The sequence below is a fragment of the Streptomyces ovatisporus genome, assembly GCF_042653885.1.
Classification (GTDB): domain Bacteria; phylum Actinomycetota; class Actinomycetes; order Streptomycetales; family Streptomycetaceae; genus Streptomyces; species Streptomyces ovatisporus.
The window spans coordinates 616,290-640,539 of sequence record NZ_JBHSFH010000003.1 but is presented as its reverse complement, the minus strand read 5'-3'; the positions used below and the strand labels follow the sequence as shown (position 1 = coordinate 640,539).

The following is a 24,250-nucleotide window of genomic DNA, read 5'->3' as shown; positions in this document are numbered from 1 at the left end:
AACGAGTGCCATCACCCTTCCTGTTTCTCCTAGCCGAACTACAAGGAGCCGCATGATGAGCACGCGCCACCTGCACGCCCGGTCCTTACGGATCGTGGTGACCGGCATCATCGCCGCCACCGCACTCCTGGCCGCCGGCGCCGCGAACGCCACCCCGCGCAGCGGCGCCGCCGCCCAGGCAGCAGCCGATCCGACCACCGTCACACCGGCCGGGGACGAGTACGCCGCGACGCTCACGGGCGAAGCGACGTTCACGGCCGGGTCGGTGACCGTCACCTGCACCGTCTCGGAAGCCACCGGCCAGATCCCGGCCGCACCCGGCAACCACAACGACGCCGGGCCGGTCGAATCGGGTATCAACCCGCCCACGTACGACTCCTGCACGGCGAGCCTGCCGGGCGTCGAAGCCACCGTGGAGACCACCGGTGACTGGACGGTCTCCATGCAGAACGGCGCACCCGCAACCGCCGGACTCACCATGCCGACGGCCGGGTTCGTACTGAAGACCAGCGGACTCGCCGCGTGCACCGTGACCGCCGCGCCCACCGAGGCGGCGACCGTCACCGGCACCTGGACAAACGGCTCGCCGTCGACGCTCGCCTTCGACGACGCCGCCGTCCCCGTGAAGGTCGAAGGCGGATTCGGCTGTCCGACCAGCGCCACCAGCTCCGACTTCAGCGCCACCTACGAGATCACCGACACCACCGACCCCGGCGCGGATGTGACCGTTACCTCCTGACCCGCGTCCGCCGCGGCGCACCACCCGCCATGGCGTCGCGGCACCGCGTGGGAACGGCCACCCGACCCGGCAGCCGGTCCTCTCCGCTTACTCGTCGGAGCGGAGAGGACCCAGGTGCTCTCAGATGTTCTGCTGGATTCGACGGTGCGGACGAGGAGTTGGACGGAAGCCGCCGGAACCCTCCCGCCTCACCGTTCCTCGTTCTCCCCTTCCTCGTCGGACTCGTCCTCCTCCTCGTCCGAGTCCTCGTAGTCCCCGTCTTCTTCCTCTTCTTCTTCCTCTTGTTCCTCGTCTTGTTCCTCGTCCTCGCCGTTCTCGCCGTTCTCGTCCTCGCCGTTCCCCTCGTCTTCCTCGTCCTCGGCGAGCACGTCCTCGTGGCTGCGCACGACTTCGCCCTCCCGGATCTCACCGCGCCAGCCTTCCGGGACCTCCTGAGCGCCCAGCGACACGTACCGCAGGAAGTGCTTGAGATCGAGCCGCAGTCTGCGCCCCTGCGCGCGCCAGATGTTGGCCGTCTTCTCCAGGAACCCGCCGGGGGAGTACTCGACGACGACCACGATCCGCGTCAGATTCGGCGCCAGCTCGTGGAAGGAGATGCTGCCGTGTGTGGTGGCCTCGCCCGAGGACTTCCACACGATGCGGTTGTCGGGAACCTGCTCCAGGACGGTGGCCTGCCAACTGCGCTTCGAGGGGCCGACCTTGCCCGTCCAGTCGGACGTGACGTCGTCGTCGCCGCGTGACGCCTCGACCACGCCCTTCATGAAGCCGCTGAACTCCTCGAACTCCGTCCAGTGGTCGTAGACCCGGCGCAGGGGGAGACCCACGTCGAGCACCTCGACGATGTTGGTCACCTTCTTGTCCCCGGCTTCGCCCCCGCCGCCGAAGAGCTCCTGGACCTTGCCGACGGTCTTGTCCTTGACCTTCTTCGCCATCTGGCCGCCCACAGCCTTCGCCGGGGACTCCCCCTGCAGAAGCTTCGCCCCCATCTTCGGCAGGTCCCCGCCGCCCGGACCGCCGCCTTCGGCGACCTTCTGAGCAAGCCCGGAGACCTTGCCCCCGGCCGAGCTGACGAGGTTGCTCGTCTTCGCGGTCAGGTAGTTGGAGAGTTCCTCGCGTACCCGGTCCAGGCCCGAACCGCCGCCGTCCGCGGCGTTCTTGGCCGACTCCTCTTCCGGCATGATCCCTACCTCCGGCGACGCTGCTCGGCGGGCGGATTGCTGGCGGACTTCTTTCCGCTCGTCTTCCTGGCGGCCTTCCCGGGCGGCGCCTTCCTGGCCGTGGCCTTCTTCGCGGAGCTCTTGCCGGCGGCCTTCTTCGCCCGCTTCTGCGGAGCTGCGGCCTGCTCGCCCCGTCCCTCACGCATGGGCCTTTCCGGCCTCCTGCGGTCTTCCCCGGCGCGACCCTCGGCCGGCTTCCGCCTTCGCCCGTCCTCCTCCTCCGGCTCCTCGCCGGTCTCCCCGCGCTCGTCCGGGGCGTCGCCGTCCTCGCGTTCCTCCTCGTCCCCGTCCTCGCGTTCCTCTTCGTCCTCGCCCTCCTCCCCGCGGCCTGCGCCTTCAGGGCCGGGGCCGTTGAGCGACGTCGCACGCGCGGCCAGGGAGTCGGCGAACGTCCCCAGGCGGCGGTCGACGGCCGCCTTCAGCGCCTCACGTCCCACCGTCAGCAGCTCGTCGCGCACCTGGTCGGTCAGCTGGGCGAACTGCGGGGAGTCGCCGAGCTTGCCCATTCCCGACGCGAGCAGCTCCTGCGGCTTGGACTGCAGCTTCCCGCTGGCCAGGAAGGTGGCGACTGCGATGGCGAGCTTCCCCTTGCGGGTCCGGCCCAGGAGATATCCGGCGACGACGCTGGCCGCGAGCGCGGCCTTCGGGCTGTCACTCATGCGCACATCCCATTCCTTCTCCTCAATCCGACGGCTTCCGGTCCGGCCTGGTCGTCTACCGATCGGGGGGCGCCTCGCGGCCAGTCACGTGGTCCTCGGCGCCAGGCGCGCAGCGCTGCCGACCGGGGCGGACCGACGAGCTCGTGAGACGACATGACTACATCGTGAGCACGGCGCGGTACGGCGCGCGCCATCTGGTGGGCCGTGCGGGTGCCGACGGGACATGTGCGTGGTCGTCCGGCATGGGAGAACAGACAGGACTGTCACGCGATGAGTCGTACAAATCGCCTGCAAGACATCAAGATCGGCACGTCCTGTGAAACAGTCCCGCGGGCGTCGACGGCGTGCAAAGATGTCCGGCGCCAACGCGCGGCGGATTCAGAGACCCTCTCCGCCGCCGCACTCATCCCACCGCAGCGACGTCGGCCTCGGGGAGGTCGTTCCCGGGGCAAGTGCGCTCAGTTGCCGGTCTACGCAAGGGGGAACGGGGTCAATGATCGAGGTTCAGGAACTGACGAAACGCTATGGGGAGACGCTCGCCGTCGACGGGCTGTCCTTCCACGTGAAGCCCGGCCGGGTGACGGGCTTCCTCGGCCCCAACGGCGCAGGGAAGTCCACGACGATGCGCGCCATGGTCGGCCTGGACCGGCCGACCTCCGGCCAGGTCCTCATCGACGGCAGGCGTTACGAGCAGATCGCGCAGCCGCTGCGCAAGGTGGGCGCGCTGCTGGAGGCGAAGGCCGTGCACGGCGGGCGCACGGCGTACGGGCACCTGCTCGGCCTCGCCCGCAGCAACCGCATACCCGAGTCGCGGGTGGGCGAGGTGCTGGAGACGGTCGGGCTGGCGGCCACCGCGAAGAAGCGGGCCGGCGGCTTCTCACTCGGCATGGCGCAGCGGCTCGGTGTCGCTGCGGCGCTGCTCGGCGATCCGGAGGTGCTGCTGTTCGACGAGCCGGTCAACGGCCTCGACCCCGAAGGCATTCTGTGGATCCGGGAGCTGATGAAGAAGCTGGCCGGTGAGGGCCGTACGGTCTTCGTCTCCAGCCACCTGATGAGCGAGATGGCCCTGACCGCCGAGCACCTGATCGTGATCGGGCAGGGGCGTCTCCTCGCGGACACCACCGTCGAGGACTTCATCGCCCGCAACTCGCGTTCGTACATCCACATCCGGACGCCCGAGCCCGAGCGCATGCGCGACGTGCTCGCCGCCGAGGGCATCCGGACGGAGGATGGCGCCGAAGGGGTGCTCGAAGCACTCGGCACCACCCTGGAGACGGTGGGCAAGCTGGCATCGAAGAACCAGGTGACGGTCTACGAGATCAGCCCCCGTACGGCCTCGCTCGAAGAGGCATTCATGCAGCTCACCGCGGACGCGGTGGACTTCCGAGCGGACCTGGGGGTGCGGTGACGATGTCGGACACCGGCGCGGCAGTCGCCTTCGAATGGACGAAGATCCGCACACTGCGGTCCACGGTCTGGAGCCTCGCTCTCTTCTCCGTGTCGAGCGTGGCCGTGGCACTCCTCTTCGGATACGTCATGCGCGGCACGTACGCGGACATGAGCGCGGAGGGCCAGGCACGTTTCGACCCTGTCGCCTCGGGCTTCAGCGGGCTGAAGCTCGGCATGATCGCGCTGGTCGTCTTCGGCGTGCTGACCGTGAGCAGCGAGTACTCGACGGGCTCGATCCGCAGCTCGCTCGCGGCAGTGCCGCGCCGCGGCGTCCTGTACGGGGCGAAGATGCTCACCGGGACGGCGACGGCGCTGGTCGTCTCCGTGGCCGTCGTGGGCGTCAGCTTCTTCGCCACGCAGGTGACGCTGGGCTCCCCGGCGAGCGTCTCCCTCTCCGACGACGGGGTGCTGCGCGCCCTGATCGGGGGAGTGCTCTACATGACGCTCATCTGCGCCTTCTCCATGGGGCTGGCGAGCGTGCTGCGCAGCTCCGCGCTGACCATGGGCATCCTGGTGCCGCTGTTCTTCATGATCTCGACGATCCTCAACAGCATTCCCGGAGTTCAGAAGGTCGCGCAGTTCCTGCCCGACCTGGCCGGCAGCCTGATCCTGCGCAGCGAGCCTCCGCGGGGCGACACGGTGCTGACCGCCTGGACCGGCATGGGCGTGCTGGCGGCGTGGGCCGTTCTGGCAGTGACAGCCGGGTACTTCGCGATGCGGCGACGGGACGCCTGAGGAGCCTTCCGGGGCGTCGGGGCGGAGAAATACGGCATTTCTGGTGCGGCCACCGGGCCGCCTTCTCCTGGTCTTCAGGAGGGGCGGCCGGTGGCCGCTCGCCATTTCGGACACAATACCCTTTAAGCGGAGTAAGCCCCGGACCGCAATGAATCACCACGGGAATCACGGTGCAGCTCCGGAATTCCGCACACATTCGGAGTGGAGTATTCCGTTCATGCGCGCGGAGCTGGATGCGCCGACTGTGGGGGGTGAGGTGTCATGACCCTCGCCGATAACATTCGGAATCAATTCTTCCGCACTTCTGCCTCATGTTCGACGGGGGAGCAGGGTGCATTTCAACGGCCATGAACTGCGGTTTCGCCGGGAATCTCGATCGGGATACTGGGGATCCTGTCCCGCTCCGTAACATCCGGAACCCCCTGTTCCCCCGCTCGCCCGCGCATGTCAACTGACACATGTCATGTGATGTGGATCACGCATGGAAAATTGTTGTGGCGAAACCATGGAGCAAATACTGTCTAGCCCGCACCGCTGGGGGGCGCGGATCGTAATGAAATTCAGAAGTACGCGGTCGGAAGCACCATCGGTGCGCAAGAGCAATTCATGTCTGTACTCGCAGAATGGAGTTCCATCGTGTACAAGGGCGACGTTTCGCTGGTGGAAGAGATCGCGGAGCAGGACTTCGACGGTGTTGCCTACGGTGCCTGCACCACCAACACCTTCTCCCTCTCCGACGCGCTCGGCAACACCGGCGGCTGGTGCACCCTGACCGTCGAGTGCCAGCCGAACTGCAACTGACCCGAACAACAGAAGAGGGAAGAGACAGATCATGAGCGAGGACATTCTGGGTGGTTACGACGAGGCTGAGCTCGTCGAGCTGAGCGACGCCGACGCCTACGGCGGCACGGCGTGGGTCTGCGCCACGGTCACGCTGGCCACCGCGGCCATCTGCCCCACCACGAAGTGCACCAGCCAGTGCTGAATGTGACTTCACCGTTCTCGGTGGTCATGTAGCAGTGCGAAGCGGAATGGAGGTCCTTTCGGGCCTCCATTCCGTGGCCTCGACTTCGGCCGTCTGACGACATCTCGCGAAAACGGGAGCAGCAACACCGTGATATCTCCAGCCAAGTACTACCCGGAGTTCGACAGCGCCGAAGTCGAAGAAACAATCGTTCCGCTGTCGCAGTTCGACGAACAGTTCACCGGCGTGCTCCGGGAGGGCGGTGAGAGCGCGGACGACCGCTCCACGCCGGGCGAGGAGACCCGGGCGACGGTGCGGGAGTGGCTCGACCGGCCGGAGCAGTACCCGTTCCAGAGCGTCATCAGGAGTGTCGCCGCCGCCGTCGCCGACACCGATCCCCTCGCCCCGTTCGAGAAGCTCTTCAGTGACCCGCAGGCCATGCTGGTGCAGCTGCTGGAACGTACCGAGAGCAGGGTGCGCGAGGTCTACAGCCGGCCGCTGGTCGCGGCGATCAATCATGCGCGCGAGAACGGGAAGCTCGTCGGGGAGTCCTCCGAGGAGCGCTACAGGTATTTCGTCGGCCAGGCGAGGCGTACGTCCTTCGAGGACGTGTGCGGACTCTCTTTCCCCGTCCTGCGCGACATCACCCGGATTCTGCTCCACAACGGGGCGGACAGCATCACCGAACTCTGCCGCCGGCTCGTCGCCGACCGCGAGGCGATCGCGAGCACCTTCGGTATCGAGGTGTCCGACCCGATCGTCTCCTGCGGTTTCTCCGAAGGCGACGCGCACCATCACGGCCGCAGTGTCTCCGTCCTCGAATTCGAGTCGGGGAGGAAGCTGGTCTACAAGCCGCGTGACGTCTCCTGCGAAGCCGCGTACGAGAACATCGCCAGGGAACTCAACAAGGAGATCGGCACCTCGCTGGCGGCTGCGCAGGTTCTCGAGCGGAACCATTACGGATACGTCGAGTTCATCGAGGCCGAAGACGTCTCCGACATGTCCGGGGAGTTCATGCACGCGAGCGGCGAACTCGCCGCCGTGCTCTATCTCCTCAACGCGCGGGACATGCATTTCGAGAACATCCTGCCGACCCGCCGCGGTCCCGTACCGATCGACCTCGAGACGATTCTGCATCCGGCGCGCATTCACGAAGGCCCCACGCCGGAGGCCGAGGGGAACGCCTACGAGACGATCGGGCAGTCCATCTACGGCATCGGGATCCTGCCGCTGGTCATGGTCGGAAAGGGCGAGGACGCGGGCCACGTCGACCTCGGATTCCTCGGCGACCAGGGGCGCGGTTCCTCACCGTTCAAGACGATCTTCTTCGAGAACCCGTACACGGACCGCATGAGCCTGGTGATCCGCTCCCAGGAGGCGCAGGGCCGCCGCACGGTCGTCAACTCCCTGGGCGAGGACGAGGTCCGCGTGCTGGGCGACCGTATGGCCGAGGGGTTCTCCCGCGTCTTCCGCGCGATGATGTCCGCCCAGGAGCGCTGGGAGGAGCTGCTGCGGAAGTCCGCGTCGGGGATGCGCGTGCGCTACGTCCACAATCCGACCGCGCTGTACGCGCAGACCCTGCGGATGACCTCCAGCGCCGGCGCCCTCGACGACGTCTCCCCCTACATAGCGCTGCTGAAGCGCATCGCGATCGCCAGCAAGACCTCGTCGCGGCAGATCGTCCGCTCCGAGATCCGTCAGCTGGCCGAGCGCGACATCCCCTACTTCACCGTATCCGCGACGGGCGTCGCCCTGGAGGACGGCGACGGCCGCGAGGTCGGAGCCTTCTTCGACGAGACCCCCGTGGACCGGGCGCTGGCGAAGACGGCGCACATGACCGAGACCGAACTGCGTGAGCAGCTCCGGCTCGTCTACTCGGCCTTCTCCTCCCGCTTCCCCGACAACCACCTCGCCGCCTCCGGCACTTCGGACGGCGGAGCGGTACACGCGCCGTCGGACCGTGAAGGGGCCGGTCACTCCGCGGACGACGAACTGGTCGCGCTCGTCGTGCGCCTCGCCGACAACCTGGTCGAGACGTCGCTGCCCGACAAGTTCGCGCACCTGCCCCGTACCTGGATCGGTCCGCTCGCGTCCGCCTTGGCCAACAGGCCGTGGCCGCCGGGAGTTCTCGGGTACGACCTCTACACCGGAAGGGTCGGTCCGGCACTGGCCCTGGCCGCCGCCGGACGTCTCCTGGACCGCGGCGAATACCGCGACCTGGCCACGCAGATCTTCTCGACCATGGCGGACATCCTCGCCGGGCACCGCTACGAGAGGCGCAGCATCCAGCAGGCCGGCTTCGGCGGCTACACGGGCATGGCCGGCATCCTCTTCGCACTGGCCACGACGGGCCGCCTGCTGGAGAACGACGAGTGGGTCGGAGCCGCGCAGGGTGCGCTGCCGCTGGTGCTCGACCAGATGCGCGGCATCCAGCCGCAGGCACTGCCCATCGACGTGGTCAACGGCGTCTCCGGTGTCATGTCCTGTGTGACGGCGATCGGCGGTCCGCACGCCGAGGACGCCCTGTCGGCACTGGCCTCGATGCTCACCGAGGCCGTCCGGGGCGAGGGTCACGGGACGGTCTTCGCACAGTCCGGCTTCGCGCACGGGGTCAGCGGCCTCATGCACGCACTGAGCCGCGCTCTCCCGCACGTGCCGGCCGGGCAGCGGGAAGTCGTCCGGGACACCCTCTCGGACCTCGTCGGCCGGCTCCAGAAGTTCTACGACCGCGAGCAGGGCAACTGGTTCTCCAACGTGGCCACTCCCTCGTCGTTCTCGACCGGCTGGTGTCACGGCGCCACCGGCATCGCCCTCGCACTGTCCGCGTACGGCGACATCGCGGACGACGACGTCGTCCACTGCATGCGGGACGTTGCGGTCGGCAACCTCGTACGCCACGGATTCGGGCGGAACCTGACGTGGTGCCACGGAGACCTGGGCAACCACGACGTCCTCGCCAAGCTCGCCGGGGCGGACGAAAGCCTGCGTGAGGAGGTGACAAAGATCGAACAGCGGTGGCTCCAACCGGACGTCTTCCTACGGAAGATCAACGACAACCAGAGCCGGTACGCGCACACCAACAGCCTCATGGTCGGCACGGCCGGGATCGTGCTGCACCTCGTCAACCGCCTCGATCCGAGCGTCCACATCTCTCCGGTCACCCTGACGTTTGAGAGCCGATGACATGAGCCTCACACTCGGGCGCGGCAAGTCCGCTCGCCGTATGCCGACGATCACCCAGGTGACGCAGACAGAGTGTGGACTGTGCTGCGCCGTCGCCCTGCTGCGCTACTACGGGCGAGCCGAGGACCTCTCCAGCGCCCGCAACGTCATGGACGCCGGCCGCGACGGTCTGAGCGCCGGTCAGCTCGCCCGCTATCTGCGCACCCGTGGCATGGACGCGAAGCTCTTCCGCGCCAAGAGCGTCGCGGCGCTGGAGAAGTTCACCTCGCCGACGATCCTCTACTGGGAGGAGTACCACTTCGTCGTCCTCGAGAAGTTCGACGGCCGCAAGGCGACCGTCATGGACCCGGCCGTCGGACGCCGGCGCATGAGCCGTGAAGAGCTGGAAGCGGGCTTCAGCGGCATCGTCGTCTCCGCGGACGTCGGCCCGGACTTCGAGAAGACACGGCAGAAGCCCCTGACGGAGTGGCGCGACATGCCGCTCTTCGCAGAGGGCGCCCCCAAGCGGATCGCGCTGGTCGGCCTGCTCTCCTTCAGCGGCTACGGCGCCGTTCTGGGCATCCCGATGCTGACCGAGTGGGCGGTCGACCAGCAGACACGGTGGAAAGGCCTGGACGACCTGGGCACGGTGATAGCCGTGGTGCTGGGTGTGGCGGCTGCCTATCTCGCGCTGCACGTCATCAGAGTCACCGTGCTGTCGTCGGTCGTGGCACTGCTGGGCAAGCATCTGATGACCCATACGTTCAGCAGGATGCTGTCCCTGCCGTACAGGTTCTTCACGGTGCGACAACCCGGCGAACTCCTGTTCCGGCTGAACAGCGTCAACATGATCCGAGACCTGCTGTCGTCACGGGTGGCCCAGGGCATCCTCGACGTCGGAACGCTGCTGTGCGTCAGCGGATACCTCTTCTACGTCGAGTGGCGCCTCGGCCTGATGGCAGGCGTGCTGTTCCTGCTCAACGCCGTCTACCTGGCCAAGACGCGGCCCCGGCTGATGGAGTACGTCGACTCGGAGATCAGTCAGCTGAGCAAGAGCCAGTCGACGCAGCTGGACGCGATCGTCTCGATCCCCACCATCAAGATGGGCGGCTACGCGGACGAGTTCATCGAGAGCTGGGCCAAGGTCTACGCCTCCTCGCTGGAGGCGATGAAGGACCGCATGCGCATGCAGCAGGGCCGCATCTCGGGTGTCACGACGACGACGCAGATGTTCGGCCCGATGATCCTGCTGCTCTCCAGCCTCTACTTCGTCAGCCACGGCTACATCTCCCTGGGCGCGGCGATCGCCGTGCAGGCGGTCTCCGCGACGTACTTCTCCCTCTCGACGTCGGTCTTCCAGACGTACACCGAGTTCACCGAGGCGTCGCGCTACATGGCCAGGCTGAACGACATCGTCAAGACCGAGCCCGAGGACCAGGGCGGCACCCTCACCGGTCTCCTCTCGACGTCGATCCAGCTCGAGGACGTCAGCTTCCAGTACACGAAGCACAGCGATCTCGTCATCCGCAACGTCTCGCTGGACATCCCGGCCGGCTCCAGGGTCGCCCTCGTCGGGCCCTCCGGGTCCGGCAAGAGCACACTGGGCCGGATCATCTGCGGTCTGTACGAGCCGACCAGAGGCAACGTCAGGTTCGGCGACGTCGACATGCGGCACTACGACAAGAACGCGCTGCGGCGGCAGATCGGCTACATCCCGCAGGAGATCCATCTGCACAACCGCACGATCCTGGAGAACCTGACGCTCGGACAGGACATTCCGCAGGAGATGGTGCGGGAGTACTGCGCCAACGTGGGCATCCTCGACTTCCTCGAGGACCTCCCCATGGGGCTCAAGACCCTCGTCTCGGAGATGGGCGCGAACTTCTCCGGCGGCCAGCGCCAGCGCCTCGCCATCGTCCGGGCGCTGCTGCAGAATCCGCCCATCCTCGTGCTCGACGAGGCGACCTCCGCCCTGGACACCGTCAACGAGCGCCGGGTCGGCGAGATCATCGAACACATCGGCGCCACCCAGGTGATCATCGCCCACCGCCTCGCGACCATCAAATCCGCCGACCACATCTACGTGCTCGACAACGGGCGTGTGGTCGAACAGGGAAGCCACGCACAGCTGCTGCACGGCGGGGCGGTCTACACGGACCTGTACGCGGACAGGTCCCCGGACCTCGATGTCGTCGTCGGAGGCGAGTGAACGTGTCTGAACCGGACGTGTCGATCCCGGCGTTCCTTCCCTTCTACGCGCACCTGGCTCCCAGACGCGCGGTCGAGGACGCCTTGCGCGGACTCGCCGCGCCGGTCACCGCGCCGGAGCGCCTCGAAGAGGTGCTGGACCAGGCGTGGAGCGGCGTGCTCACAGCGATCGAGGGACAGTCCTTCCGTTCGCTGATCGGCGAGTTCCACGCGTTCCGTGAGAGCCGCGGACTGCCCATGGACGCCGGCGGCGACGAGGCGCTCCAGCAGTTCCGGGCCCATCTGGGCAGCGACGACAACTGCCGCGGACTGATCGGGAAGTACCCGGTTCTCCAGCAGCGGCTCGCCACGATCCTGCGGAACCTGCTGGAGGCGTACGCCGACCTCTTCGCGGCCTACACCGCGGACAGGACGGAGCTGAAGGCGGCCGGTCTGATTCCGGCGGGCGACGCCGAAGCGCTGATCGAGAAGGTCCTCCTCACCGGTTCGGATCCGCACAACGACAACCGGCAGGTGATCCAGCTTCGGCTGACGGGCGGGACCCGGCTGGTCTTCAAGCCCCGTGCGCTGGTCTCCGACCGCTTCGTGAAGGACCTCTACGACGCGGCCGACCCGTACCTCCAGCACTCGCTGCGTGAGTGCATACCGCTCTCCGTCTCCACCGGCACCCACGGGTGGCAGCAGTTCGTCGCCTCGGCACCCATGGAGTCGCCGGACCAGCCGGCCCGCTACTTCTACCGGTTCGGTGCCCTGTGCGCGGTGTTCGGAACTCTGGGGGCGTCGGACCTGCACGACGAGAACCTGCTGGCGTGCGGTGAGACTCCGAGCGTGATCGACACCGAGACGATGCTCCGGGCCGACGCCGGTGTCGAGAACGACTCCCTTCCGCACGTACTCGTGAACCACATGAAGCTCTCGGTGGTCTCCACGATGCTCGTCCCCGTGGTGAACCCCACCTCGCCCATCGACGTGGTCATGGCAGGCGTGGGAGTCGCCGGTGACCAGAAGTCGAAACTGAAGCGGGCGGCGGTACGTGACGGAACCACGGACAGCATCTCCGTCACCTGGGAACCCGTCACGTACAAGCACCACGGGAACGTGCCCCGGCTCGGAGACGAACGGCTGTCGGCCCCGGACTACTTCAGCGACATCCTCGCGGGCTACTCCGACGGGCTCGAATTCGTGCGCAGCGACGGCATCCTGAAGGTCATCGACGCCTATCCGGACATGCCGGTCCGCAGTCTGATGCGCTCGACGATGGTCTACGGCCGGTTCCTGGACGCCTCCACGCACCCCGACTATCTGCGCGAGTCCGACGAGGCGGCGCGGCTTTTCGGACTTCTCGCGCGCATGCCGGACTATCTGTCGCCCGAAGCCGCCGATTACGTGGCGGAGGAAGAACGTACGTCGCTGTCCACGGGAAACGTTCCGTACTTCATGACACGGGCGGACTCGACGGAACTGGCCACGCTGAGAACCCGGTTTCCGGGGGTGTACAGGACCTCGCCGCTCGACATGGCGCGCAGAGGGGTCGCCATGAACTCCGGGCAGAGCGACCGCTACCACCATTTCCTGCTGGAGGAGTGTTTCAGCGAGGTCGTCGGTGCGGACAGACCGGAAGGACTCTCGTCGGAGAGCCTGTTCGGCGGGACGATGCTGGACCGTGCACGCCCCGGCACATGGTGGCCGGAGATCGCGAGACGGATCGACGAAATCGGCGTGCAGTTCGAGACGCCGGAAGGGACGGAAACCGGCTGGGTCTGCGGCATAGGTCCGGAACGGAACGTCTCGACCATCACTCCCGGCAACTTCGTCTCGTTCCACGACTCCGGCGGCATAGTCACCTTCCTCGGTAGAGCGGCGCGGCACGACAGCGCACTGCGCTCCGTACACGCCGGCGCCGACCGGGGTCTGAGAAGTCTGCTTTCGAAGTACGGCGACCTGCTCATGCAGACACCGGAATCCGTGTTCACGGGCGCGGCCTCGATGCTGCTCACCAGACCCGCGGATGTCGACCGTGAATGGTTGGCGAAGATTTTCGAGAGCATCGACGAGCGGGCGCTCTCGAACGAACTCGAGAACGACTTGGCAAATGGTCCCGCCGGCCTGCTGATGGTTCTGCTGTCACGTATGGAGGAAAGCGGGGAAAGTGTTCTCTGCGGTGAGGAACACCTCGCGAAGCTGCGCGACCTCACTCTCGGGCACCTCTCGGAGGACAGAACCGCCAAGTGGTTCGACGTCGCGCACGGCGAACTGGGACTGCGCTGGGCATGTTCGCGCATGGGAAGAGTGCTCGGCGATGCGGCGCTGGTCGAACAGTCGGCGGACTGGCTCGTCGACCGGTCCTCCTCGGACGAAGAGACCCCGTACACGGGCTGGTGCAACGGTGCAGCGGGCCAGCTGCTGACCTCGGCCGAGATCCTCTCCGCGGCGGACCGGACGGAGTGGCTGGCCGGTGCGCGTATGCAAACGCTGGTCGACAAGGCGACGGCACTCCCGGACGACCGCGCCTTCGACCTCTCGGTCTGTCACGGCAGCAGCGGTGTGATCCAGTCACTCGTCGCCACCGGCCGTCTCCTCGGCGAAGAATCTCTCATTACCAGAGCCCACGAGTATCAAGAACTCGTTCTTGACAGAATCCGGAGGACCGGATTCTATACAGGAGCTGGAGGCCGGACATCCTTGTTGGGATACATGTTCGGGTGGTCCGGTATCGGTGACACCGACGTCATTCTCCAGTCAGCCGGAAAGAGTTCCGGAAATGGCGTCGGCGATTCTCACCTTCCGGTCGCGCTTTCCAGTGGTGTTCTCGACCGACGGACAGCAGCAGGAGGTTCACAGTGAAGAAGAGCCGCGGCACTTGGGGTGTCGTCGTCGCTATCGGCGGCGCCATCGCGATCACGAGCGCATACAGCGGAAACAAGGTGCTCGCCGGTGTGGTCGGAGTGCTGACCGTCGTAGTCGCAGTGGCCACGTTCATGAAATTCGACCGCAAGCAGTCCTGAATTCGGGACCAGGGGAGCGCGTCGCGCACACCTCGGTGCGGAAAGGTCCAGCAGAAAGGAATTCCCGGGGTGCGGCTCTCGGTACTTCTCCCCTTCGGTCCGGTTCGTCCGGAACAGGTCGTCCCTTTCGCGAACCTGGTGCACTGGACGTGTGCGCACAGGTTGTGGCAGGGCCACGGAATGCTCCTGGACAGCCATCATCTGATCAACTGGCTCGCCGGAATAGGCATCAGAGTCCCTTCCGGATTCGGTGTTTCTCTGATGCCGCTCCGCTCGCCGTACCAGGCTGCGCTCGAGGCACGTTCCGTCGCCCTCAACACCGGGCATTCCGTCGTGGCGGGATTCGGCCCCGGGGGGCTGGCGGCCCAGCGCAGCTTCATGGGCAAGCCCTACGCCAGCCCGCTCGCGGCGAGCAGGGAGTACGTCAGCACGGTGCGCGGCCTGCTGTCCGGCGAGGTCACCGAGGTCCACGGCGACCACTACTCGTCCGTCTCACGCCTCGTCGAGTTCAAACCGGCGCCCGTCTCCGTCGGCCTGGGCGTCCTGCGGGAGAAGATGGCGGCCCTGGCCGGCGAGATCGCCGACGTGGCCATCACCTGGCTCGGCTCCGCGCAGTACCTCCACGGGACGCTGATGCCGGCGATGGAGAAGGGCGCGCAGGAGCGCCGCTCCGGGGAGCCGGCCACGGTGACGGCCATCGTGCCCGTCGCCCTCTCCGGCCCCGACCGCAGCATGGCCGACCTGGCCACTGCGGCGTGCGGCCAGCACATCCAGGCGCCGCACTACAAGGACGCCCTGCGCAAGGCAGGCGTCCGGATCTCCGGCGACGGCGACCCCGGCGACGCCCTGAAGCTCGTCGACGGCGGTGTCTTCCTGTACGGGACCGCCGATGAGATCCACGAAAGGCTGGACGAGTACCGGAAGGCCGGCGTCGACGAGGTCGTGCTCAACGCCACCGGCGTCGGCAACATCGCAGGCCCCCGTGCGGCGGCCACCGACCTCCTGGAGATCCTCGGCGCGGCGTCCTGACGCCACCGCGGACGCCGCAGGGGCCCCGAAGTCCCTGCCCCCTGCCCCGTGCCGCTCCACCCTTGCCGCCCCGGTCAGCAACCCCACTGCTGGCCGGGGCCTCGTTCTCTGCCCGGGTAGACCTCTCCGCGGTGCTCGTCGGCGAACGACTCGCGGGAAGCCGCGGAGACCCCTGCCGGGCCGGGGAACGCCGCCGGTGAAACCAGTGAACGCCGCGCTCTACGCATGTAGAGCGACGGCGTTCGTGTGCGCCCCCGGCAGGACTCGAACCTGCGGCCAAGCGCTTAGAAGGCGCCTGCTCTATCCACTGAGCTACGGGGGCCGGTCTCGGTCGCGGAGTGCGGGCGTGCCTCCGGGTGACCGTGGCGCGGTCAAGGATAAGGGGCCCCGTGGCTGGCGCTGTTTGCTTCACGTCCGCGACACCATGTGGAGGTTCAGTGAAGCGCTCCCGATAATCGCAGGCCGGTGCGATTCGTGCAGCGGTTTTCGCGGTGTGCCGTCCGGGTGTTGCGCAGTCGTTATGGGTGCGTCGGCAGTGGTGGCGCCGAGTGATGGGTCACATGGGGCGAATGGTCCATTCGCATCCGAAACCTATTGTTTTCCCTGCGCAGTGCCGTGGATAGGCTTCAAAAAGACAGCAAATTTGGGCATTCTGCGCATGTGGCGATCTTGAACGTACGGCCTGAACTGCTCGATGCACTTACCGCGCTGCGCGAAGGCGTCGCCGCTGCACGCTTTCCGCTGCCCCTTCCGGGCGCCGAGCGCGCCCGGCGTTCGCGGGACGAACTGCTCGCCCAGCTCGACGACTACCTCGTTCCGCGGCTGCGCATGCCGGACGCGCCGCTGCTCGCCGTGGTCGGGGGTTCGACGGGGGCGGGCAAGTCGACACTCGTCAACTCGCTTGTGGGCCGCAGAGTCAGCGAAGCGGGAGTCCTGCGTCCGACGACGCGTACGCCTGTGCTCGTGTGCCATCCGGACGACCGTCAGTGGTTCTCCGGGCAGCGGATCCTGCCGCGGCTCGAAAGGGTCTGGGTGCCACGGCAGGACGCTCTCCAGGGCCAGTTCGGGGCGGCGGGGCGGGAACACGCGGCGGACGACGAACTGCTCGGGGCCGAGCAGGCGGAAGCGGAGGAGGAGGACGGCAGACGTCCCCTGCGGATCGAGACCGACTCCGCACTGCCTCCGGGACTCGCCCTGCTGGACGCGCCCGACATCGACTCCCTCGTCGCCCGCAACCGCGACCTCGCCGCGGAACTGCTGTGCGCAGCGGACATCTGGGTGCTGGTCACGACTGCGGCGCGGTACGCGGACGCGGTGCCCTGGCATCTGCTGCGCACCGCAAAGGAGTACGACGTCACGCTCGTCACCGTCCTCGACCGGGTGCCGCACCAGATCGCCCCCGACGTGGCCAGGCAGTACGCCGCACTGATGATCCGTGAAGGGCTGGCCGACGTGCCGCGCTTCACCGTTCCCGAACTTCCAGAGTCCGCCGGGGGATCCGGCCTGCTTCCCGCAACAGCGGTGGCCGGCCTGCGCAATTGGCTGACGCAGCGTGCCCTGGACCCCGCCGCGCGGGCAGTCGCCGGGCGCCGTACCGCCGTCGGAGCCCTCGCCTCGCTCCGCCCCCGCGTCGCCGCGCTCGCCAACGCCTCGGCGGCTCAGCACGCAGCGGCGCTGCGGCTGACAGGCCATGTCGAAGACGCCTACGAGGAGGCTCGCGCACGCGTACGGCGGCACATCGCCGTCGGCGAACTCCTCGCGGGCGACGCCGACGCACTGTGGCGCGGTTTCCCTGTCGACAGCCGGGGTGAGGAGGTGCTCGACGCCTTCGAGGAGGGTCTGACCACGCTGCTCACCTCCGCCGTCGCCGCGGCGGACGAACGCATCACGGAGGCGTGGCGCCGCGAACCGGCCGTCCCGGACGGAGAGTTGACGGGCCAGGCCACTGCCGGGCACAGCCGTGACGGGCTGGCCGGCCACCGCGCGGCCGACGGGCGGGGCCGTATGAACCTGCTCGTCCGCCGCTGGAGGCGATGCATGGAGGAACTCGCCGACGAGGAGGCGCGCGCCGTCGACCACGGCTTCGGCCGCGACGCCGAGGAGGCGGCGGCCCTGCTGGCGACGGCACTCGTCGGCGGAGGCCACGCGGCGCGCGCCTACCGGTCGCTGGCGGTGGCGTTCGGCGACGTGAGTGCCCGGAAGCTGAGGGAGTGCGGGGTCCGGTTGCTCGCCACCTACGTCGAGAGAGCCCTCTACGGGGAGCGGGACCGCCGCCTCGCGCCGCTGGAGGTCCTGGAGACGGCGCCGGGCCCCCAGGTCGACCTGATCGCAGCGCTGTCGGTGCTGTGCAAGGCGGAGGAGGCGGCTCTCCCGGGGCCGGGAGCCCGGAAGTTGACGGAGTCGCAGTCCCAGACGGAGAGGTGACCGCAGTGTCCACAACGGATGTTCGTATCGACGGCTCGTCCGACGAGAAGCAGGCCACGTCGGGGGACGCCGGGGGCGGCGACGGCTCTCCCGGTGGGAGCGGCGAGGCCCGGCAGCAGGACCCAGCCGGGGCGGGTGCCGCCGGGGAAGCGAGCGGGCCGGGCGACGGGACCGGCGACGGGACCGGCGCGGACGGTGAGGCGGGGGCCTGGGACGACGGGCTGATCGCGCGCCGTGCACATGCTGCGTCGACGCCGGGCGAGCGTCCCGCATGGTCGAGGGCCGCCGCGCTGTGGGGCACGGCCCCGGACCCGGAGCCGTCGGACACCGGCAGCCACCGCACCACGACGACGGCCGGGCAGCGGCTGTCCGACTGGTCCCCGGACGAGGTGTCGCCGGGGAAGGTCTACGAGGACTTCGACGGCTACGAGACGTACGGGCAGCGCGAGGGGCACGGGAGCGACCCGCACCGAACGGAGACCTCGCTGTCCCGGCGGCTCGCAGCGCTGAGCAGGCTGCTCGACCTCTCCCGCTCGCGGATCCCGTCGGGTGTCCTCGCGGAGGCCCAGCGCGTCCTGGACGCGGCGGGCGCGCGCAAGCAGCTGCCCAGCGCGTACACGACGGTGGCGATCGCCGGGGCCACGGGCAGCGGCAAGTCCTCGCTCTTCAACGCACTGGCCGGAACGCGGCTCTCGCAGGCAGGCATGCGCCGTCCGACCACTGCCACGCCTGTCGCCTGCTCGTGGGAGGTGCCGGGCGCGGGCCCGGCAGACGGGCTGCTCGACCGGCTCGCCATCCCGCCGTCGACGCGCAGGCTCATGCGTCCCGAATCGGACTGGCGGGGGCGCATCGACGACTCGGCCCGTCACGAACTGGAGGGCCTGGTCCTCATCGACCTTCCGGACCACGACTCCGCGGCCGAGGGACACCGCGAGCAGGTGGACCGGCTGCTGCGGCTCGTCGACGCGGTGGTGTGGGTCGTGGACCCGGAGAAGTACGCCGACGCCGTGCTGCACGAGCGGTACCTGCGTCCGCTGGCCGGGTACGCAGAGGTGACCTTCATCGTCCTCAACCAGACCGACCGGCTCCCCGGCGAGGCGAAGGACGCGGTGCTCAACGACCTGCGGCGGCTGCTCGACGAGGACGGCATGGCGCTGGGCGACCACGGGGAGCCAGGAGCGCGGGTGCTGGCGACCTCCGCGCTCGCGGGCGAGGGAGTGGACGAACTCCGCACGGACCTGGCGCAGTTCGTTGCGGAGCGCCGCGCGGCGGGGCTCAGGCTCAACGCCGACCTGGACGGTGTCGTAGGCCGTCTGCGGCCGGTGTACGCGGCTCCCGGCCACGCCCCTGCAACGACCTCTGCGAACGCCTCGTCCGGTCTCACCGACGAGGTCCGGGACGACTTCGCCGACAGGCTCGCCTGCGCTGCGGGCGCCGTCACCGCGGGACAGGCCGCCGAGCGGGCCTGGCTGCGGCTGGCTGACCGCGCGTGCGGAACTCCGTGGGCGCAGCTTCAGCACTGGTACGACGACCGCCGCTCCGCGAGGGAGGAGCCGGACGTATCCAAGCCCGCCGGCGTGCCTGCCGAGATGAACGGCGAGGGGGACGGCGAGATGAACGGCGAGGGGGACGGCGAGGTGGCCGCGGACGTGGACGCGTACGCCTTCTCCGAGGCGGGCGAGCAGGCCGAGAGCGGCAGCGGCAGCGGCAGCGGCAGTGGCAGCGGCAGCGGCGGTGCGGCCGCCGAACCGGAGACGGCCGGGAAGCCCGCCGGCCCCGGCGCCGCCCGCGCGGCCGACGGTGCGCTGCCGCGGGTGTCACGGCCCGCCGTGGCCCACGCCGTACGCACTGTTGTCGAGCAGGCCGGCGCCGGTCTGCCCGAGGCGTGGCGCCGGTCCGTACGGGACGCCGCGTGGCGCGGCGCCGCAGGGCTGCCGGAGGCGCTGGACCGGGCACTGCGGGAGGAGGACGCGGCGGAGGGTCCCGGAGAGGACGTGGAGCGGGACAGGCGGAGAGGCGGCAGCACCACGCGGGGCGGACGTGCCCGTGCGGCCGAGCCGGCGGCTGCGCTGCGTCGTCCGGCCTGGTGGGCACTGGCCCTCGTGGGGCAGGTGACGCTCCTGCTCCTGCAGTTCGCCGGTGCCGTGTGGGTGGTGGCGACGGCACTCGGGACGGGCGTCGGCGAGGAGTGGATGGGCGTTGCGCTGCTGATCGGCGGTGTGCTCGGCGGCTCGCTGCTCTCCTGGGGCTGCCGCTTCGCGGCGCGGGGGCCCGCGGCTGCGTACGGGCAGCGGGAGGAGTGGCGGCTGCGCCGGCTCGTGGCGGCGTGCGGACAGGTACGGGTGCTGGAACCGGTGGCGGCGGAACTGCTGCGTTACCGGGAGGTGCGGGAGCAGTACGTGATCGTGTCGGGCGAGGGCGCACAGCTGTAGCCGTCCGTGTCCCGAGGGGGATCGGAGAGTCGTCGAGTCGCTCTCCGATCCCCCTCAGGCGTGAGCGGGTTGTCCACAACGCTTGGGTAATCCCCAGCTCAGCACGCGATTTCAGGAACGGGTGCAAGCTGAGATCCGTGTGCAGCGCAGGTGGCGCTGCCGGGGTGGCAGGGGTGCGTATGAACGAGTCACAGGTGACCGTCGTGGGCAACGTCGCGACGCCGGTCGACTTCCGGACGTCGGCCGCGGGGGTGCCGACGGTGCGGTTCCGTCTCGCCAGCACGGTGCGGCGCTACGACCAGAAGTCGGGGGGCTGGGCGGACGCGTTCACCAACTTCTACACCGTCTGGGCCTGGAGAGCGCTCGCGGCCAACCTCGCCTCGTCGGTCACGGTCGGGGAACCGCTGGTCGTGACGGGGCAGTTGCGCATCCGTCAGACCGAGCGGGACGGACGGCAGTACGTCTCGGCCGAGTTGACCGCCTCTGCCGTCGGCCACGACCTCTCCAGAGGTACCTCGGCATTCGTCAGGGTGGCTCCCGCCCGGCCGGGCCTGACGGGTGCTCCGAGCAGCAACGGGGGCGCGGGTCGGGGCAGTTCGGGAGCTGTCGCCGGTGCCGGTGTGGAGGCCTCCGTTCCACGTCAGGGGGCCGCGCCGTGATCGTCCCGGTCCGCCGGATTCGCTGATAACGATTGTGGATCAGAACGCTTGATCGTCCTGTTCGGGGGGAAGCGGGCTGCGCCCGATCCCTACGATCCTCCGCATGGCTGACGGGGGTTCAGTGCTCTGCGGCGAGACATGACCGTCCCCGACCGCTGGTCACCGAGGTGACCACTCCAAGTCGTGTCCGTCCCGCCCGGAGGGGAAATCCATGAGCTTTGTCCGCACCGCTGTGACTGTCGTGGGCGGATCCGCGACCGCACGCACGGGGCGGCTGCTGGCCGCGGCGCTGATCGCGCCGACGCTGCTGGCGGGCGGTCTGATGGCTGCCGCGACCCCGGCTGCCGCGGCCCCGGCCGCCGCCGGGCAGGCGGCGGCCGGGGAGCAGCCCACCTGGCAGGGGGGCGCCATCGCCACGCTGGAAGGGCTGGAGACGCACGGTGAGGCAGTGGTCCGCGAGGACGGCGAGGAACTGACCACCGGCGCAGGCCTGTTCGAGATGGCCGTCGACGGCGGCGGCACCCTTCAGACGTACGGCACGGATGTCGACAGCGCCACGCAGGACCAGGCGCGGTACGGCGAGACGGACTGGGACCAGACCTCTCTGCACGACAACCGGCACGCGGGGAAGATCCTCTGGATACTCCGGCACTCGTATCCGCAGGTGAACGATCTCCAGGCGCTGGCGAAGTCGGCCGGGGCGGGACGGCTCTCCCCGGAGACGGCGGCGGCCGGCACCCAGGTGGCGATCTGGAGGTACTCGGACGCTGACGGAGGGGTCGAGATCGAAGCGGTGGACCCTGCCGCCGAGAAACTCGCCGACCACCTTCAGCGCAAGGCCAGGACGATGGCCGAGCCCAGGGCTTCTCTCTCCCTCGATCCCGCCGGCGTCGCCGAGCGGCCGGAGGGCAGGCTCGGGCCGGTGACGGTCCGTACCGGCGATCCGAGTGCCGCGCTCTCCCCGGCGTCCCGCTCCGCGCTCCGCGACGTACGGGTCGTGGGGCCCGGCGGCAGGCCGGCGACCTCCGTCCGGGACGGCGGGCGGCTCTATCTCGACGTGCCGCCGAAGCACCGGGCGGGGACGGCCGCGCTGACGGTGCAGGCCGCGGCGAAGGTCCCGGTCGGACGGGCCTTCGCCGGAGTGGGAGGCCATGCCGGCAGCCAGACGCAGATACTCGCGGGCTCGAGCCGGTCCACGGTGTCCGCGACCGCGGACGTCAGCTGGGACGAGCACGGCGCGGTACCGGCCGTCGGCGCGGAGAAGGACTGCGCGGAGAGCGGTGTGACCTTCACCGTGACCAACTCCGGTGACCGGACGTTCGGCTTCCGCGTCGCGGGCGAGGGCCACGAAGTGGCTGCGAAGCGCAGCGAGAAGGTCACGGTGCCGGTGGGGGAGGACCAGGCGTACCGCATACCCGTCAGCGCTCCGGGTGTGAAAAAGGCGTTCACAGGGGTGCTGGACTGCGTCACCCGGAGTGAGGCCGCCAGGCCGGACATGAGCGGGATCACGACGCAGTCCCAGCCGGCCACTGTCGGCGGCAGCGATGCGGGCAGCACCTCGGGTCAGGACGGCGGGGACCTCGCGGAGACGGGAGCGAGCAACACACCGGTGATCCTGGGCATCGCGGTCGGTCTGGTCGTCGTGGGGGCCGTGGCGGTGCTCGCGGTGCGCCGGCGCAGGCCGGACGACGGCGGGCAGCCGCGGGACGGCGTCTAGTACACGACTGGCACGCCTCCGGCACACCTCGCAGCGAGCAGCTCACAGCGCGGTGCACCGGGCCGCAGCCGCCCCGTTTCGGGCTGAGCGGTGATGTGCGGCAAGATGGGTGCTGTCTGCCCATGCGGCGCAGCCGCACTTCGACACCTACTGATTGCCGGACGGTTCCTCTTGGCTGAGTACATCTACACCCTTCGCAAGGCGCGCAAGGCGCATGGCGACAAGGTGATCCTCGACGACGTCACCTTGAGCTTCCTGCCGGGCGCGAAGATCGGTGTCGTGGGACCCAACGGCGCCGGTAAGTCCACGGTGCTGCGCATCATGGCCGGGCTCGACCAGCCCTCCAACGGCGACGCCCAGCTCGCCCCGGGCTACAGCGTCGGCATCCTGCTGCAGGAGCCGCCGCTGGACGAGTCGAAGACGGTCCTGGAGAACGTCGAGGCCGGCGTCGCGGAGACCAAGGGGAAGCTGGACCGGTTCAACGAGATCGCCGAGCAGATGGCGACCGAGTACACCGACGAGCTGATGGAGGAGATGGGCAAGCTGCAGGAGCAGCTGGACCACTCCAACGCCTGGGACCTCGAGTCGCAGCTCGAGCAGGCCATGGACGCTCTGGGCTGCCCGCCCGGGGACTGGCCGGTCACCAACCTCTCCGGCGGTGAGAGGCGCCGCGTCGCGCTCTGCAAGCTGCTGCTCGAACAGCCCGACCTGCTCCTCCTCGACGAGCCCACCAACCACCTGGACGCCGAGTCCGTCCAGTGGCTGGAGCAGCACCTGGCGCAGTACCCCGGCACCGTCGTCGCGATCACTCACGACAGGTACTTCCTGGACAACGTCGCCGGCTGGATCATGGAGCTGGACCGCGGCCGTGCCATCGGCTACGAGGGCAACTACTCCACGTACCTGGAGAAGAAGCAGTCGCGTCTGAAGGTCGAGGGCCAGAAGGACGCCAAGCGGCAGAAGCGCCTCAAGGACGAGCTGGACTGGGTCCGCTCCAACGCCAAGGGGCGGCAGGCCAAGTCCCGGGCGCGGCTGACCCGTTACGAGGAGATGGCCGCGGAGGCCGAGAAGACCCGGAAGCTGGACTTCGAGGAGATCCAGATCCCGCCGGGCCCGCGCCTGGGCAACATCGTCGTGGAGGTGGAGAACCTCGGCAAGGCGTTCGGCGACAAGGTCCTCATCGACGACCTCTCCTTCTCCCTGCCGCGCAACGGCATCGTCGGCGTGATCGGCCCCAACGGTGCGGGCAAGACCACGCTGTTCAAGATGATCCAGGGGATCGAGGAGCCCGACGCCGGCAGCATCAAGGTCGGCGACACGGTGAAGATCTCCTACGTCGACCAGAGCCGGGAGAACATCGACTCCAAGAAGACCCTGTGGGCAGTGGTCTCCGACGAGCTCGACTACATCAACGTCGGCCAGGTCGAGATGCCGTCCCGGGCCTACGTGTCCGCGTTCGGTTTCAAGGGGCCGGACCAGCAGAAGCCCGCAGGCGTCCTCTCCGGCGGTGAGCGCAACAGGCTCAACCTGGCGCTCACCCTCAAGCAGGGCGGCAACCTGCTGCTGCTCGACGAACCGACCAACGACCTCGACGTCGAGACGCTCTCCTCGCTGGAGAACGCCCTGCTGGACTTCCCGGGCTGCGCGGTGGTCGTCTCCCACGACCGCTGGTTCCTCGACCGAGTGGCCACGCACATCCTCGCCTACGAGGGCGAGTCCAAGTGGTTCTGGTTCGAGGGCAACTTCGAGTCCTACGAGAAGAACAAGATCGAGAGGCTGGGCCCGGACGCGGCACGTCCGCACCGTGCGACGTACAAGAAGCTCACCAGGGGCTGAGACAGGGCGGGCCTG

17 protein-coding genes and 1 tRNA gene are annotated in these 24,250 nt (G+C 68.8%); 15 read left to right on the top strand and 3 right to left on the bottom strand.

Annotated features, from left to right (window positions below; genetic code table 11):
* Positions 1–55 precede the first annotated feature (55 nt).
* Positions 56–739 carry a hypothetical protein gene (locus ACFPA8_RS04360; RefSeq protein WP_386442464.1) on the top strand — a complete coding sequence of 228 codons (684 nt, stop codon included), beginning with the start codon at positions 56–58 and terminating at the stop codon, positions 737–739.
* A 188-nt stretch (positions 740–927) separates the two neighbouring features.
* Here ACFPA8_RS04360 and ACFPA8_RS04355 read toward each other — a convergent pair whose 3' ends face one another.
* A complete protein-coding gene (locus ACFPA8_RS04355; RefSeq protein WP_386442461.1) occupies positions 928–1,917 on the bottom strand; it encodes an SRPBCC family protein in 990 nt (329 codons plus the stop codon).
* Positions 1,918–1,922: 5 nt separating this feature from the next.
* Complete coding sequence (locus ACFPA8_RS04350) at positions 1,923–2,615, bottom strand: hypothetical protein (RefSeq protein WP_386442458.1); 693 nt, start codon at positions 2,613–2,615, stop codon at positions 1,923–1,925.
* A 493-nt stretch (positions 2,616–3,108) separates the two neighbouring features.
* On the opposite strand from ACFPA8_RS04350, the gene ACFPA8_RS04345 reads away from it, so the two are divergent.
* From ACFPA8_RS04345 to ACFPA8_RS04305, 9 genes are all read left to right on the top strand, one after another.
* Positions 3,109–4,023 carry an ABC transporter ATP-binding protein gene (locus ACFPA8_RS04345; RefSeq protein ID WP_386442455.1) on the top strand — a complete coding sequence of 305 codons (915 nt, stop codon included), beginning with the start codon at positions 3,109–3,111 and terminating at the stop codon, positions 4,021–4,023.
* 2 nt (positions 4,024–4,025) lie between these two features.
* Positions 4,026–4,799: an ABC transporter permease subunit gene (locus ACFPA8_RS04340; protein ID WP_386442453.1), complete on the top strand. Its 774-nt coding sequence runs from the start codon at positions 4,026–4,028 to the stop codon at positions 4,797–4,799.
* Between the two features lie 606 nt (positions 4,800–5,405).
* Positions 5,406–5,600, top strand: coding sequence for a plantaricin C family lantibiotic (locus ACFPA8_RS04335; protein WP_386442450.1), 195 nt, complete (start codon positions 5,406–5,408; stop codon positions 5,598–5,600).
* A 31-nt stretch (positions 5,601–5,631) separates the two neighbouring features.
* Positions 5,632–5,784 carry a class II lanthipeptide, LchA2/BrtA2 family gene (locus ACFPA8_RS04330; RefSeq protein WP_189036676.1) on the top strand — a complete coding sequence of 51 codons (153 nt, stop codon included), beginning with the start codon at positions 5,632–5,634 and terminating at the stop codon, positions 5,782–5,784.
* 129 nt (positions 5,785–5,913) lie between these two features.
* Positions 5,914–8,946: a type 2 lanthipeptide synthetase LanM family protein gene (locus ACFPA8_RS04325; RefSeq protein WP_386442447.1), complete on the top strand. Its 3,033-nt coding sequence runs from the start codon at positions 5,914–5,916 to the stop codon at positions 8,944–8,946.
* A gap of 1 nt (position 8,947) precedes the next feature.
* Positions 8,948–11,134: a peptidase domain-containing ABC transporter gene (locus ACFPA8_RS04320; protein ID WP_386442444.1), complete on the top strand. Its 2,187-nt coding sequence runs from the start codon at positions 8,948–8,950 to the stop codon at positions 11,132–11,134.
* A gap of 2 nt (positions 11,135–11,136) precedes the next feature.
* A complete protein-coding gene (lanM, locus tag ACFPA8_RS04315) occupies positions 11,137–13,977 on the top strand; it encodes a type 2 lanthipeptide synthetase LanM (protein WP_386442442.1) in 2,841 nt (946 codons plus the stop codon).
* The gene (locus ACFPA8_RS04310) at positions 13,974–14,138 is read left to right on the top strand and encodes a hypothetical protein (RefSeq protein WP_386442439.1); all 165 of its coding nucleotides are present in this window, start codon (positions 13,974–13,976) and stop codon (positions 14,136–14,138) included. Before lanM ends, ACFPA8_RS04310 begins: the two co-directional genes overlap by 4 nt.
* 69 nt (positions 14,139–14,207) lie before the next feature.
* Positions 14,208–15,167 (top strand): LLM class flavin-dependent oxidoreductase, encoded by a 960-nt coding sequence (locus tag ACFPA8_RS04305; protein ID WP_386442436.1) that lies wholly within the window; start codon positions 14,208–14,210, stop codon positions 15,165–15,167.
* Positions 15,168–15,416: 249 nt separating this feature from the next.
* Here the strand turns inward: ACFPA8_RS04305 and ACFPA8_RS04300 are convergent.
* Positions 15,417–15,489: transfer RNA gene (locus ACFPA8_RS04300), tRNA-Arg, on the bottom strand.
* A gap of 338 nt (positions 15,490–15,827) precedes the next feature.
* Between ACFPA8_RS04300 and ACFPA8_RS04295 the strand changes: the two genes are divergently transcribed.
* The 5 genes from ACFPA8_RS04295 to ettA all read left to right on the top strand — a co-directional run bounded on the left by ACFPA8_RS04295 (position 15,828) and on the right by ettA (position 24,235).
* Positions 15,828–17,591, top strand: coding sequence for a dynamin family protein (locus ACFPA8_RS04295; protein ID WP_386442434.1), 1,764 nt, complete (start codon positions 15,828–15,830; stop codon positions 17,589–17,591).
* A gap of 5 nt (positions 17,592–17,596) precedes the next feature.
* Entirely contained in the window at positions 17,597–20,023 is a 2,427-nt protein-coding gene (locus tag ACFPA8_RS04290; RefSeq protein WP_386442432.1) for a GTPase, read from the top strand.
* Positions 20,024–20,202: 179 nt separating this feature from the next.
* Positions 20,203–20,682 carry a single-stranded DNA-binding protein gene (locus ACFPA8_RS04285; RefSeq protein ID WP_386442430.1) on the top strand — a complete coding sequence of 160 codons (480 nt, stop codon included), beginning with the start codon at positions 20,203–20,205 and terminating at the stop codon, positions 20,680–20,682.
* Positions 20,683–20,893: 211 nt separating this feature from the next.
* The gene (locus ACFPA8_RS04280) at positions 20,894–22,399 is read left to right on the top strand and encodes a thioester domain-containing protein (protein ID WP_386442427.1); all 1,506 of its coding nucleotides are present in this window, start codon (positions 20,894–20,896) and stop codon (positions 22,397–22,399) included.
* A 171-nt stretch (positions 22,400–22,570) separates the two neighbouring features.
* Positions 22,571–24,235: an energy-dependent translational throttle protein EttA gene (gene ettA / locus ACFPA8_RS04275; protein WP_386442424.1), complete on the top strand. Its 1,665-nt coding sequence runs from the start codon at positions 22,571–22,573 to the stop codon at positions 24,233–24,235.
* Positions 24,236–24,250: the final 15 nt, after the last annotated feature.

Excerpts from the sequence above, each read along its gene's own strand:
- ACFPA8_RS04360 (WP_386442464.1), top strand. The coding sequence starts at position 56 with ATGAGCACGCGCCACCTGCACGCCCGGTCCTTACGGATCGTGGTGACC.
- ACFPA8_RS04355 (WP_386442461.1), bottom strand. The coding sequence starts at position 1,917 with ATGCCGGAAGAGGAGTCGGCCAAGAACGCCGCGGACGGCGGCGGTTCG.
- ACFPA8_RS04350 (WP_386442458.1), bottom strand. The coding sequence starts at position 2,615 with ATGAGTGACAGCCCGAAGGCCGCGCTCGCGGCCAGCGTCGTCGCCGGA.
- ACFPA8_RS04345 (WP_386442455.1), top strand. The coding sequence starts at position 3,109 with ATGATCGAGGTTCAGGAACTGACGAAACGCTATGGGGAGACGCTCGCC.
- ACFPA8_RS04340 (WP_386442453.1), top strand. The coding sequence starts at position 4,026 with ATGTCGGACACCGGCGCGGCAGTCGCCTTCGAATGGACGAAGATCCGC.
- ACFPA8_RS04335 (WP_386442450.1), top strand. The coding sequence starts at position 5,406 with ATGTCTGTACTCGCAGAATGGAGTTCCATCGTGTACAAGGGCGACGTT.
- ACFPA8_RS04330 (WP_189036676.1), top strand. The coding sequence starts at position 5,632 with ATGAGCGAGGACATTCTGGGTGGTTACGACGAGGCTGAGCTCGTCGAG.
- ACFPA8_RS04320 (WP_386442444.1), top strand. The coding sequence starts at position 8,948 with ATGAGCCTCACACTCGGGCGCGGCAAGTCCGCTCGCCGTATGCCGACG.
- ACFPA8_RS04285 (WP_386442430.1), top strand. The coding sequence starts at position 20,203 with ATGAACGAGTCACAGGTGACCGTCGTGGGCAACGTCGCGACGCCGGTC.
- ACFPA8_RS04280 (WP_386442427.1), top strand. The coding sequence starts at position 20,894 with ATGAGCTTTGTCCGCACCGCTGTGACTGTCGTGGGCGGATCCGCGACC.